The following is a 13169-nucleotide window of genomic DNA, read 5'->3' on the forward strand; positions in this document are numbered from 1 at the left end:
CCGGCCCCCTCTCTTCCTCCTGTCACCCACAGACATCTTCCTGTCACCAACAGAAACGGAGTGTGTGTACATGCAGGACCGCTACCACGTCGTCACAGGGCCGCCGTGGTCCCCGCCGGGCGTCTCGGCCGAGCACCTGGAAGGCCTGGCCACCGCGCTCAACGCCTTGCAATCCCCGGCCGTCGCCGCCCTGAACGACCTCACGCCGGACATGGTGGAACTCGCTTTCAACTCCCTGCGGCCCAAGCACCGCCAGGAGTTGCTCACCAGTCTGGGCATCCGCATGTCGGCCCCTCGACGGGTGAGCAGTGCCCTGTGCCGGGACGTCCTCACCAGGCTGCGACGCGAGTCGCGGCAGCACACCTACACAAGCGGGATCAAGGGACTCACGGTCACCGTGATGAATCAGGTGGGCGCCTTCGTCCTGGCGCACGACGGGGAGCCGGTTCCCGACCCTGTTGCCCGGTGGGGCGCCACGCTGGTCCGGGCCAGCGTGTTCGCGTGGTGCAACGCCTCCGTCACCGACGCCCACATCCTTGCCTGGGCGGCGGACCAGGACTGGTTCGGGGCGACGGCCGACGACGAGGAGGCGGCCCGGCTCGCCGCCGTCGCTGCCGCGGCGCGGCCCCTCGTGGAGGCGTACCCCGATTTCGTTCTTGGAGCGATGGAAGACGACGGGCTGGCGCTCGCGGAGGACAGTGAACCAGGGGCCGTTGCCGTCGCCGACCGGCCGGGCACCAGCGCCCCCGCACCGCAGACCGCGGCAGCGGACAGCGGTACTTCGCACGAGGAGACCGCTACCGCGTCCGACAACACCGGGACCAAGGCTGGGACAGCTCCCGAGGAGGCATGTCAGCAACTGGAGTCCGCCCTGGTGGGGGCCCGTCAGGCCGCGGAGAAGGTCACCGACGCGGTCATGGACGGCCGCCCTCCGCAGGACGAGGACCTGGCTCGGCTCGCTGCGCTGAGCACTGTTTTCAACGACGTGGACGCGGTGTTCCGGGCCGCCGGGATCGAGGGGGTGCCTCGTCGCCTGGAGGACATCACGCGCGCTGCACACGTACACCGGACAGCGCGGGAGCGTGACCTCCAGGCCCGCGAGCCGCTGCGGGAACTGCTGGCTGTCGCCTGCCGCCCGGACAGCTCCGCCGCTGCCGCCGCTGCCGCCGAGGCCGTGCGCGGCGCGGCTCGCCGCCTGCTGGACGTGCCGGTGTGGGAGGAACTGCAACACGAGGAGAGCGCCGCGCTCGCCGCCCTGGCCCGGCTCATCAGGCTGGGACGACAGGCGGATGCCGCCACGGAGATCCTGGCACTGCAGGGACAGGTCGTACGGGTCCTACCCACGTGCGCCATGGCCGTGCTCATCGCTCCCGAGCTGACGCTGGACCAGCCGGTGGACGGTGACCCGTACCCCGCCGGGACCGACGAGGCACACGGCACCGCCGAGCCCGCCGACGCCGAGACGACCGCAGAACACGAAACCGCGCAGTCGGCCGCATCGACCGAGGCGATCGCGCCCCAGCGCGCCGCCGAGCCGGAAGCCACGACGACCGCCGTGCCGGTCCACGCCCCCAAGGCAGACGCCGGGCCGGCCGCCGACAGCGACTCGGCACCCCCCACGTCCGCTGACGCGCCCGTCCAGGCACCCGCCGCGCCCACGCTTTCTCCCTTCGAGGACACGCCCGTCCGAGAAGCGGCCCCGGCGGCGGACGACGCCACCGATGAGGCCGCGGTCGAGGGGGTCTTGGCGCAGCTGGTCGTGGAGCGGCGCTTCGGACTCGCCCACCATGTGGCAAGGGCCGCCGGCCACCCCGAGCCCCAGGTGGCGGCGCTCCGCCTGGCCGGTGCCGCCGCGCTGCTCACCTCTGGGGACAGCCAGAGTGCCCGGCTGACGGCGGGCCTGCTCCAGGAGTACGGCGGATATGCGGGCCAGGACACCGAGGGCAGCGAACTCCTCCTGCTGCCCGCCCTGCTGCGTACCGCGCTGATCACCGGTGACCACGCTGTGGGCGCTCAGCTCAAGGCGCTGGTGCCGAGGCTCCCGGACCGGCTGGGGGAGGCGGCGGCCGCCGTCGCCGACCGTGCCCTCAGCGGCGCCCTGCTGATCGCCTCGCCGCTGGTCGCCGACGTCTCCGAGACCGAGGCCCGGCTGCGGGAACTGCGCGATCAAAGCCGTGCCCTGCTCTCGCCGCAGCGGCTGCGGTTCGCACGGGCGACGGAGATCGCCAAGCGCTGGCTCGCCCCCGACGACGGGATGCTCGGATCGCTGCTCACGACCGTCGTCGGTGACGACCGCGACGCGCTGCAGCAGGTGCGGGAGCAGGCCGATCGGCTGTCGAAACTGGCCGAGGTCAACAGCGAGATCGACCGCATGGACCGCAAGTACCGCTCGTCCAGTGGCAAGCCGCTTCAAGGCTCCGGGCGGCAGGACCTGGTGCATCTCGTGGAGCGGGCCGTCAGCCTGGTCAAGGAGTGGTGCCTGGCGGTCGACGGCACCCGTCGCGGCGACCGTTCCGACGGCAACCGGGCGGTCAAGGAGATCTCCTCCCTGCGCCAGTCCCTGCTGGACGGCAGGGAAGCGGCGCTGGGCGAACTGGAGCGGTTGGCGCGGCGCCCGGATGCCCTCTCGGGCGCGATGGCCTGGGCGGCCCACGCCTCGATGGAGGAGCTGTTCGCTCTGCTGGCCGGCGACACCGTGACCACGCGTTCCAGTGGTCCCGTCGACCCAGCGCTCGTGCTGGACGCGGAGCTGCTGAAGGTGTGTGACACCCGTGACGAGCGGCCGTCGCTCGACGAACTGCTGACCGCGGTCCACCGGAGCTGGCAGGAGGCTCTGGACGAGCGGCTCTCCCACGACGCGTTCACCGCGGCCCGCGACATCGTCGAGCTGGCCGGACGAGGGCTGCTGCCTGCCGCGGGGGCGGGGGAGTTCGTCCCGCCCGCGGAAGCCGAGATCGACGACAGGGAGAACGCCCGGCGTGCGCAGTTGCGGAAGGCACACGACGCACTCGTCGCCGAGCTGCACCGTGCGCAGGCCGACGGTGCCGTGACCGAGGATCAGGACCTCGGTCTTCAGGAGTTGCTCGCCGACGCCCACAACCGCCTCGAAAGCGCCGACCAACACGACCTGCTGCACGTGCGCCGGGCGCTCGACACGGTACGGAGTGGCCTGCCGGCTTTCCGGGAGCAGGCGGCGGACCGGATCCGGGCTCGGCTCGACGTCCTGGATCCCTCCGTGGAGGAGCGGGCCCAGGTCCTGCGGCGCCTGGAGACGAACGACCTGGCCACCGCTGCCGACCTCGTCTACTTCCTGGAGATCGGCGAACCGGTCCCGGAGATCGAGGGCGGCGAGTCCCATCTGACCGAGTTCTTCCCGGCCGTGCCCGACGGCCTGCCCGGAGGGATCGACCATGAGCTCGTCGAGCTGGTCCGGTCCGGCGGCAAGCATCCGATGGTTCCCGTCCTGGACTACGGCGGCCTCTCCACCGACGAGGCGGCGCTGGCGGCCGACGCGCTCGACGAGTGGCGCGCGCTTGCCGCCACCGAACGCAAGGACCGGCTCCAGGTGGCTCCGACGCGACAGGTGCCGCCTCTCCTCAAGCTCCTCGGCTACGACGCCAAGAGCGCCAGGCCGCTCGACGACCGATCCCAGCACCGGCGGGAATACCGTCTCTTCGAAGCGACCGGCGTGGAGATCAACGGCAGGGCGAAGGCGCCCGCGTTCGGCTCGCAGATCAAGGAGCAGGGCGGCAACCTGCGGGTGATGATGGTCTGGGGCAGGCCGCCCGCCAAGGTCGTCATGAGCTGGGCGGAGCGGGACACCAGTGGAGCGAGCCTTCTCGTCGTCTACTTCGGCACGCTGAGCCGTGAGGCCCGAGTCGAACTCGCCGCCGGCTCCGACCGGTTGCAGCCGCTGCTCGTGGTGGACGACGCGGCCCTCGCCTATCTCGCGGCCCGCGGAAACCGCCAGGTCAGCGCCGCCACGCAGACCCTGCTGCCCTTCTCCGGCGTCAACCCGTACATCAGGGAGAAGCGCGGCCGGATCGGCGGCGAGATGTTCTACGGCCGCGACGCCGAACGCAAGAGCATCCTCGACCCGCGCGGCACCCAGGTCATCTACGGAGGCCGCGGCCTAGGCAAGTCGGCGCTGCTCGCTGATGCCGGGGAACTGTTCACGGAGCAGCGCCCCGGCTATCACCAGACGGTGTACGTCAACCTCGACCAGGAGAACATCGGCAAGGGCAGCTCGCGCGGGCCGGAGGCGCTGTGGAGCGTCCTGCTGAGGGAGCTGACCGTGGCACACGTACTCGATGACCGGCCGCAGGGGCGCGGAAAACGACAGGAGATCTCCGAGCGGGTGCGCGCCGGCATTCGGAGCTGGCTGAACGGGGACTCCCGTCGCCGACTGTTGATCCTGCTCGACGAGTGCGACCAGTTCTTCGAGGCCGACGCCCCGCGGTTCGACCAGACCAAAAAGCTCAAGGGTCTCGGGTCCGACACCAAGGACGCGGCGAAGGTCGTCTTCGCAGGACTTCACTCCGTGCAGCGCTTCTCAAAGCTCGCGAGCAACGGGCCGTTCGGCCACCTCGCTCAGACCCCGAAGGTGATCGGCCCGCTGGCTCCCCAGTCGGCTGCGGAACTGCTGGTCGAGCCGATGCGGGCGCTCGGGTTCGAGTTCAAGGACCTGGATCTCGTCAACCGTGTGCTCGGCTACTGCTCGTACCAGCCGTTCCTGCTGCAGATGTTCGGGCACCGGCTGGTCGAGCTGATGCACCGCAAGCGGACGCGGCGCGGCGCCGGGGAACCCCCTTACGAGGTGGAGGTGACCGACATCGAGATCGTGGAGTCGGACGCCGCGCTCCGGGACGGCATCTCGGCGGCCTTCAAGGACACGCTGAGCCTCGACCACCGCTACGACGTGATCGCCAATGTGCTGGCGTACCACGCCCGCCATCACGGCCTGGAGGTGCGGCTGAGCGACACCGAGTTGCGCGAGGAGTGCGAGACGTACTGGCGCATGGGGTTCGAACAGCTCGACACCGAGGGTTTCCGCGCCTACCTCTCCGAGATGGTGGGTCTCGGTATCCTCGCGCCCAACCACGACGGACTGGGCTGGCATCTGCGCGGTCCCAACGCCCTGCGCATGATCGGGACCTCCCACGAGGTGGAGGCACGTCTGCTTAGGGCCGAACAGGACTGTGAATTGCAGGAGAGCATCGTGCAGGAGGGCCGCCCCGAGCTCCCCGACGGGCGGCCGGCTCCGCTGACCAACACCCAGCTCGACGACCTCCTGGGCGAGCGGTCCAACCGGACCCGAGTCGTCCTCGGCAGCACCGCCACCGGAGTCACCGACGTCGCCCGGACGTTGCGTACGATCGCCGGACCGATCGACGGCTGGACGCTGCCACCCGTGGGCAAGCCCAGCGTCTACAAACAGGAACTCACCGGCGGACGCCCCCGAGAACGACGGGTCGTCATCAGCGACTTCGTCAACTACCGGGAGCCGGTCCGGCCCGAGACCTGCCGCGAAGCCGTTGACCTGGCCGAGACGCTGCTGCCCGCCACTCCGGGGGTCACCCGCGCGGTCGTCATCGTCACCGACCCCGCTCAGCTCACCCTGTGGCGCTCCCTGCTGACGGGAACCGAGCCCACCTCGGCCGCACCGGTGGTGCTGCGTAGGCACGACCACCGCAGCCTGCGCGGCTGGGCCCAGCGCATCAACATGTTCCACACGGAGGACCGCCTGGACCGTCTCCACGAACTGACCGGCGGCTGGCCGCTCCTGGTGGACCGGGCCCACCGCCTGCACGAGGAATTGGGCGACCCCGACGAGGTGTTGCGTCGTCTGGCCGACCTCCGCGCGGACCGGGCCCAGGCCCGCGCATTCGCCGAGGCGACCGGCGTGTACGCGGATCCGCTGCTGGCCGCCGGATACCGGGCCCTCACCGACGAGTTCAAGGACGGCCTCTTCGACCTGGAAGGCGCGGTGACCGCCGTCGCGCTCAAGATCGATGACGAGGACGAAGCACGGTGGATCGTCGACTTCCTCGACGCCCTCCAGGTCTTCGATCGCGAGGACACCCAGCTGCGCCTGGAACCGGTGCTCCGGGAGTGCGTGGCGCTCAACGGGTGACAGAGCCGCACGTGAATCGTGACCGGACATGGCCGTGGCGATCGCGGGCGTGCCGGTCGCGGTTCCGCAATGGGCGGAGGACCTGTTGCGCCGACGAGAGTGGGGCGTGTCCAGGCGAGACCAGAAATCCTGGTAGACCGCGTGACCTCCTCCGTGCTGCCCAGGGCTGAACAGACTGCGGCAACCGGATCATCCCGAGGGATCCGCCTCGCTCGCCCGCGAGACCGAGTGGCCCGACACCGACCCGGCACTGTCCGCCGTGACGCTCGTTTGACGCTCTGGGCCCCTTCAAGCTGTGCATCAAGCCGAGAATGCGCCTCTGCCCCGGCCTTTTCTGTGGCTTGCGCAGGTCGACACCTTTCCGATGACCTCGCACGTGGAGTGCGTGGCGATTCTTGAAAAGGCCGCAAAGGACGTCTGACCTGCGGTTACAGGGTGTGGCGGGGTTCGTACGAATGATGTCGGCGACGTGCGTTCATCATTGTTGACGCTCGAATGACGCTCGACTCGTGAGACTGAAGCAGGGCCGCGTTGCTCGGCCGGCGATGGGCGAGTGGGGCCGGCGGGTCGCCCTCGTTCGCGACGCGTCGGCGTGACTGTCGCCCACGAGGGACAGCCGACAGCCGGCTTGCGCAAAGGGCGCAAGCCGGTGATCGGTCATGACGTCGTCCGGCCCCATCGGTGACGACGGAGCGCATGCCGGAGGAGTCTCATAGCCGCTCCCGGGCCGTCCGGTCGCGGACGCCCAGGACGTCACCCGCACGGACTCGGTGCGACTCGGTGCGCGGCACGTCCCGGGTGCTCCGATCCGCTTCAGCCGCCGATGGGCGTTACCCCCGAGGGAGCCGGGACCAGTCGGAACCCGCCGTCCTCGCGTAGCACGTGTCCGGCGGTCGGCGGCGGGAAGTGGCTCCCAAGCAGGAGAGTTGACGTACCGGCCAGTGAGCCGAGCACCTGGTTCCGGGTCCTGGCCGCGAGTTCGGGAGCGACGTCCACACAGCTGCAGAGCTCCGGATGTGCCATCTGGACCGGGTGGTGGATGCTGTCACCGGTGACCAATGCGGTCTCGCCACGGCTGCTCAGTTCCACCGCTACCTGCCCCGGTGTGTGGCCGGGGGTGGGCAGCAGACGGATGCCCGGCGCGACGTCCGTGCCCTCGTCCGCGACATCGATGAGGTCGAACAGACCTGCTTCCCGGACGGGATGGACCGAGTCCCGGAACATCTGCCGACGCGGCTCCTCCATGTCGACACCCGCCCAGTAGTCCCACTCGGTGCGTGAGGTGAGATAGCGCGCGTTCGGGAAGGTGGGCACCCAGGCGTCGCCCTCGGCACGCGTGTTCCACCCCACGTGGTCGGCGTGGAGGTGGGTCAGGACCACGAGGTCAACGCTCTCCGGCGCGAAGCCCGCCGCCCGTAGCCGTGCTTCGTAGTCGCTGTTCAGGTTGTGCCAGGCGGGGTTGGCGCGCCGCTTCCCGTTTCCGATGCCGGTGTCCACCAGCACCCGCATGCCGTCCACCTCGACGGCGAAGCTGTGACTCGCCAGGCGCAGGACGCCTTGTTCGTCGGCGAATTCGGGGCTCAGCCAGGGAGTCCGGCTCACGAGGTCGGTGGTTGCCCCGGGCAGCAGCCACGGACCGGTCCGGGCGGGCAGGACCACTTCGTCGATGCGTCGTACGGTGTGGTCGCCCACCGTCCAGGAAGAGGCGGGGGGAGTGATGGACTTGGTCGTTTGCGATGAGGTGAACACGGCGGCTTTCCTTACCTGTTGTGGGTCGCGAGGACGGAGATGTCTGGAGCGGGTGTGTCGGGTGAGGTGGATGAGTAGTTGTTCGTTGCCGGGCGGGAGTGGGTGTCCGGGGACGGTGCCCGGCGCCGACTGCGCAGCGACGCGGTCAGCGTCGCGACTGCGACGGTCGCCAGTACGGCCACGCAGCCGGCGTAGGCCAGTGCTGCCGCACGCAGCCCGAAGCCGGCGGTGAGGGCGCCGGCGCCGATGGCGGGCAGACTCATCGCCAGGTAGCTGAGTACGTGATAGGAGGCGAGCGTGCCGCCCTTCTCCCGGGCCGGGACCGAGTCGACGACCGCGCGCAGCGCACCCTGGGAGACGGCTCCGAAGCCGAACCCGGCCAGCGCCGCCCCGGCGAAGAGAAGTACGGGGCCGGCGAGATGGAGGGCACCCAGGGTCAGGACGGCCGCCGGAATCACCGCGCAGCTCCCGAGGAGAGCGGAGACGTCGGCACGCATCCTGCGCGTGAAGTACACCGTCGGGGCGGCGACGGCCGTCAGCGTGAAGAAGACCATGCCGCCGGCGTATTCGGGTCCGCCGGGGGAGATGAGCCGTGTGAAGCCCGGTCCCAGGGACGAGTAGAAGCCGCCGAGTGCCCAGACGGCGACGACGCCGGCGCCGTTGAGCAGGAGAGCGTGGGCGGCCGCCGACGGCAGCGCCAGGTGGGGCCGCGTCGAGCGCAGTGCTCCGGGACGGCGGCGGACGGTCTCGGGCGTCGAGGCAAGGGCGATGGCCTGCGCGGCGAACACGGCGATCAGGGCCGCGTACACCGTGATCGTCGGAACGGGGGCGAAGCGCACCATGAGGGTGGCTGCCAGGACGCCGGCCGCCATGCCCGTCACCGGCGCGATGCTGTTGGCCAGAGCGGGGCGACCCGGCCGGGCGGGGTCTTCCAGGTCGAGGAGAGCCGCACCTGCCGCGCTGGTCGCCGCGCCGGTCGCGATGCCCTGCAGCACGCGGGCGCCGATCAGGGTGGTCAGGCCGCCGGCCGTCGCGAACAGTGCCATGGAGGCGACCTGGACCGCGAGCGCGCCCAGGAGCACGGGGCGGCGTCCGACATGGTCGGAAAGGGTTCCGGTCGTCAGCAGTGCGATCAGGAGCGCCAGGGCGTAGGCGCTGAAGACCACGGTGATGTCGAGGGACGACAACTGCCACTGAGCCTGGTAGTGGGGGTACAGCGGGGTCGGCGCGCTGGATGCGGCGAGCAGCGCGATCAGGATCGAGGCGTGCAGTGCGAACGGCAGGCGTCCGGATGGGGAGGTGCGGGGAGGCGCGAGGCCCGCAGGGACGCTCTGCATGAGGATCCTTCCAGTGCTAAAAGCGATTCATTTGCTTTAAGCCACCGTAGGTCCTACGATCGACTAAAGCAAACGATTCGCTTTTGCGGTGGTCGGAGGTCCTGTACCAGCCCCGGCCCGTCGCGCCGTACAGATCCGGAAGGAAGCCATGACCAGCGAACTCACCCCCCAAGAGGCAGCCCGAGTGGCGCTGCGGGCGGGGCTCCCCCTCGGGGACGGCCGACACGAAGGAGTGGCCATGACGGCCAACTACATCCACTCCGTGATCAGCACGTTGCGCGAGCTCGATTTCGGCGAGACCCCTCCCGCGTCCTCCTACCGAGCCGGACAGGGGAACGCCGATGCAACCGTTTGAGCTGTCGCTGACCGAAGCCTCCCGTGCGGTGCGCGCACGGGAGCTGTCCCCCGTCGAACTCACCGAATCGGTGCTCGCCCGTATTGCCGCCGTCGAAGGACGGCTGGGCGCCTACGTCACCGTCGCCGCCGACGCGGCCCTGGCCGCAGCGGTCCGCGCCGAACGGGAGATCTCCGGAAGCGGACCGCGCGGGCCACTGCACGGGATCCCCATGGCGCTCAAGGATCTGATCGACGCGGAGGGGATACCCACCACGGCGAGCTCGCACGTCCGGGCAGGGCACGTGGCGGAACGCGACAGCCGGGTGGCCGAACGGCTCGGCGCCGCCGGGGCCGTCCTCCTGGGCAAGACGCACACGCACGAGTTCGCCTACGGCCTGACCACTCCGCAGACGAACAACGCCTGGGACCACAGCCGGGTTGCGGGCGGGTCGAGCGGCGGCTCGGCGGTAGCTGTCGCCGCCGGCGGGGCGACGTTCGCCATGGGCACGGACACGGGCGGTTCCATCCGGGTCCCCGCTGCCCTGAACGGCGTGGTGGGCCTCAAGCCGACCTACGGCCTGGTCCCACGCACAGGCGTGACCTCGCTGTCCTGGTCCCTGGACCACGTGGGCCCTCTCACCCGCACCGTCCAGGACGTCGCGCTGGTGCTGTCGGCGACCGCCGGCCACGACCCGCGCGACCCGGCGAGCGTGTCCGGCCCGATGCCGGACCGCTTCCCGGGAGGCGACCTGCGAGGACTGAAGGTCGGCGTACCGCGGAACCACTACTTCGACCGGGTCACGCCCGAGGTCGAGGAGTCCGTACGCGGCGCGATCGAGCGGCTGGCGGAGCTGGGGGCGGAGCTCGTCGACGTCGAGATCCCGATGGCGCGTTACGTCCAGGCCGTTCAGTGGGGGCTGATGGTTCCCGAGGCCACCGCCTACCACGAGCGGTCGCTGCGGGCCACCCCCGACCTGTACGCGGCGGACGTTCGCATCCTGCTGGAGGCCGGCGAACTCACCTCTGCGGGCGACTACCTCCGCGCCCAGCGGGCCCGCACCTTGATGCGAGACGCCTGGGCTCGCATGTTCGACGGAATCGACGTCCTCGCCGGGCCGACGGTGCCGATGACCGCCGCCGAGGCGGGGCAGGAAGCCGTCGAGTGGGCCGATGGCACGACCGAGGCCGTGTCGGACAGCTACGTCCGCCTCTGTGCCCCAGCGAACATCACCGGCGTCCCGGCCCTCACCCTGCCGGTCGGTCACGACCACGCCGGACTGCCGATCGGTATGCAGCTGATGGCGCGCCCCTTCCACGACGCGACGGTGCTCCGGGTGGGCCGGGTCTACGAGGAGTCGGTGGCCGGCGCGGGGCGGCTTGCTCCCCTCGCTGCCTGAGGGAAGGCGGACGTTCCAGCCGGCATGTGGTCGCGTCGCTGCAGGGGCGTCCGCCGTGCTCGGGCGCCCGGACACGTAGCCCCGCGGGTCGCCGACGCCGGCCACCGCCTAGAAGCAACAAAATCGCATTAGGGTGGATCGCATGAGTCCCAAGCCCATGGTCCGCCCCGGCGGGCGCAGCGCACGCGTACAGGAGTCCGTCCATGCGGCGGTACGCGAACTCGTAGGGGAGGTGGGCCGCGACGCGCTCACGGTCCCGATGGTGGCCACTCGGGCGGGCGTGACTCCCTCCACGATCTACCGTCGTTGGGGCGACCTGCAGGAACTCCTGTCCGACGTGGCCGTCGAACGACTGCGCCCGGAAACGGATCCGGCCGATCTCGGAAGCCTGCGGGCCGATCTCGACGCGTGGGCGGAACAGTTCCTCGACGAGATGGCCTCGCCGCCCGGGCGCGCCTACATCCGGGACGCCCTGCTCGGCGACCCCGACGGAACCAATGCCGGTCAGTGTTCGGCGTATGCCGCAGAGCAGATCGACGCCGTGTTGGCCCGTGCGGTGCGGCGGGGGGAGCCGGTGCCCGAGGCGGAACTGGTGATCGACCGTGTCGTGGCGCCGATCATGTACCGCATCCTCTTCCGCCCTGGCCGACTGGACGCCGCATACGCGCGCGAGCTCGTGACGAACGCCGTGTACGCCCAGCAGATCGAGGCCGGCGCTCGCCCCACCCAGGCCGCCGCCCCTCGGCGCTCGAAGAAGAAACCCGACAACTGACCACTTCGCTCACCGGGCGGTCCGGCTACTGGGCCGTGGAGGCCAAGCGGCTGGCTGTACTGGCAGGGGTCATGAAATCCCCAGCAATGACCGACCAGGACGTGGCCCTTGGGCGTGACGCCCGTTTGACGCTCCGTGCGCACGAAGGGCCCTTCGGCGGAGCAGGAAACGGCCCCTGACCTGGTGTTATGCGAGATCCATCCTGCCGGGACCTCTTTCCGATGACGCACCACGTGGAGTGCGTGGCGATTCTGGAGCCTGCAGCAAAGGGCTCCTGACCTGCGCTTTTCTGTTCCTGTCAACCTCGGGAGGGTCGGGCCGACCTGTTGTCGTGGGAGGGGCAGTCCTCCGGCGAAGGCGTCCGGACGGCGTGCGGTATCCGGATCCGCAGTGCTTCTCGAAGCGGACGTGGCTGCGGCGCGTCCATTCGTGGGTGAGCTCCCGGTATACGCCCTGGCGGGCGGCAAGGGTGTACAGCTCCTGGGTGAGGACGAGGCTTGACGCCGGTGCCGGTGGTTGAGGGGTACCTCGGGGAACTTCCCGACGACCACCCGCAGGTGGGCCGGCTTTTGACCGTCCAGCGCGCCGTGCAGCTGCGGGTCGGACGTGCCCTACGCCACCATGAGCGGCATGGCTTCCCACTTATGGGCTTGTGGGCTTGTGGGCGGCGAGGGCGGCATCGGCCCCGAACCCACCCGACGCGGACGTCGAGAGCTACTACCAGAGGGCATCGCGGCAGACACTGGAGGCAGTACCGGCCCGGCACCCTCGACGGCTTCATAGCCGCACCGGCCCGGCCCTCGACGATCCAGCGTCACCCTGACAAACCGAAGTCAGTGGGGAGCCTGCGGCAAAGGGGTTCCGATCCCCGATTTCTCCGGATCGCTGAGGTTCGCCGGCGGTTGCTCGACCTGTTTTCCGCACCAGCCTTGGTGTTCGTCCACCACTGGGGCGGTTTCGCCGACACATGGAACGACGTGATCGGTGATCTGCCGCCCGGGCGGGTGACGGTCCGCTTCGACCGACGCGACTGGGGCGCCTCGCAGGCCCTGCCCGGCCCTCATCACCTCGTCCAGCCCGCCGACGACCTCGGTAGCCGTCGTGAGGCTCGTTCGACGCTCCGGCCGGTCCGAAGATCGGTGCGCAGGTCTGAAAACGTGATCCGACCTGCCGTTTGGCGCGCCCCATGCTTCCCGGAACGTTGCGCTCCGGCTGGATCAATATCTGTGCCCGCGGGCTGAGGTTTCAATGGAACACGCAGACAGATTCTCTGCCGCAATAAATGAACTCGGATTTTTCCCCGCACGCAGGCCGCTGCGGCGTGCTACTGTCGATCCCAGTTGCAGTTGTGGTTCCCGAAAACTTCAAGTGCCTCCGGCTCGGCTCCTGTGCCACTGGAAGCGCTTTTGTATATCCGGTCTTTTTCCGGGCGGGGTGATCATCGC

At 70.1% G+C, this 13169-nt stretch carries 6 protein-coding genes and 1 pseudogene; 4 read left to right on the forward strand and 3 right to left on the reverse strand.

Annotated features, from left to right (window positions below; genetic code table 11):
- Nucleotides 1–70: 70 nt before the first annotated feature.
- Complete coding sequence (locus tag KUM38_RS10490) at nt 71–6133, forward strand: hypothetical protein (protein WP_217129037.1); 6063 nt, start codon at nt 71–73, stop codon at nt 6131–6133.
- Between the two features lie 813 nt (nt 6134–6946).
- On the opposite strand, the gene KUM38_RS10495 is transcribed toward KUM38_RS10490, so the two are convergent.
- A complete protein-coding gene (locus KUM38_RS10495) occupies nt 6947–7882 on the reverse strand; it encodes an MBL fold metallo-hydrolase (RefSeq protein ID WP_308408937.1) in 936 nt (311 codons plus the stop codon).
- A gap of 11 nt (nt 7883–7893) precedes the next feature.
- Nucleotides 7894–9219 carry an MFS transporter gene (locus tag KUM38_RS10500; protein ID WP_217129038.1) on the reverse strand — a complete coding sequence of 442 codons (1326 nt, stop codon included), beginning with the start codon at nt 9217–9219 and terminating at the stop codon, nt 7894–7896.
- Between the two features lie 148 nt (nt 9220–9367).
- On the opposite strand from KUM38_RS10500, the gene KUM38_RS10505 reads away from it, so the two are divergent.
- The 3 genes from KUM38_RS10505 to KUM38_RS10515 all read left to right on the forward strand — a co-directional run bounded on the left by KUM38_RS10505 (nt 9368) and on the right by KUM38_RS10515 (nt 11724).
- The gene (locus tag KUM38_RS10505) at nt 9368–9574 is read left to right on the forward strand and encodes a hypothetical protein (RefSeq protein ID WP_142192665.1); all 207 of its coding nucleotides are present in this window, start codon (nt 9368–9370) and stop codon (nt 9572–9574) included.
- Nucleotides 9561–10952, forward strand: a complete 1392-nt coding sequence (locus tag KUM38_RS10510) for an amidase (protein ID WP_217129039.1) — start codon at nt 9561–9563, stop codon at nt 10950–10952. The genes KUM38_RS10505 and KUM38_RS10510 overlap by 14 nt, the downstream gene beginning before the upstream one ends.
- Before the next feature lie 142 nt (nt 10953–11094).
- Nucleotides 11095–11724 carry a TetR/AcrR family transcriptional regulator gene (locus KUM38_RS10515; RefSeq protein ID WP_217129040.1) on the forward strand — a complete coding sequence of 210 codons (630 nt, stop codon included), beginning with the start codon at nt 11095–11097 and terminating at the stop codon, nt 11722–11724.
- 329 nt (nt 11725–12053) lie between these two features.
- Here KUM38_RS10515 and KUM38_RS41710 read toward each other — a convergent pair.
- Nucleotides 12054–12219: pseudogene (locus tag KUM38_RS41710) on the reverse strand (TetR family transcriptional regulator); the annotation flags it as partial.
- Nucleotides 12220–13169: the final 950 nt, after the last annotated feature.

The sequence above is a fragment of the Streptomyces sp. AC558_RSS880 genome (assembly GCF_019049255.1).
Taxonomy (GTDB): Bacteria; Actinomycetota; Actinomycetes; order Streptomycetales; family Streptomycetaceae; genus Streptomyces.

Coding starts and splice junctions, on each gene's coding strand:
- KUM38_RS10515 (WP_217129040.1), top strand. CDS start 11,095: ATGAGTCCCAAGCCCATGGTCCGCCCCGGCGGGCGCAGCGCACGCGTA.
- KUM38_RS10510 (WP_217129039.1), top strand. CDS start 9,561: ATGCAACCGTTTGAGCTGTCGCTGACCGAAGCCTCCCGTGCGGTGCGC.
- KUM38_RS10505 (WP_142192665.1), top strand. CDS start 9,368: ATGACCAGCGAACTCACCCCCCAAGAGGCAGCCCGAGTGGCGCTGCGG.
- KUM38_RS10500 (WP_217129038.1), bottom strand. CDS start 9,219: ATGCAGAGCGTCCCTGCGGGCCTCGCGCCTCCCCGCACCTCCCCATCC.
- KUM38_RS10490 (WP_217129037.1), top strand. CDS start 71: ATGCAGGACCGCTACCACGTCGTCACAGGGCCGCCGTGGTCCCCGCCG.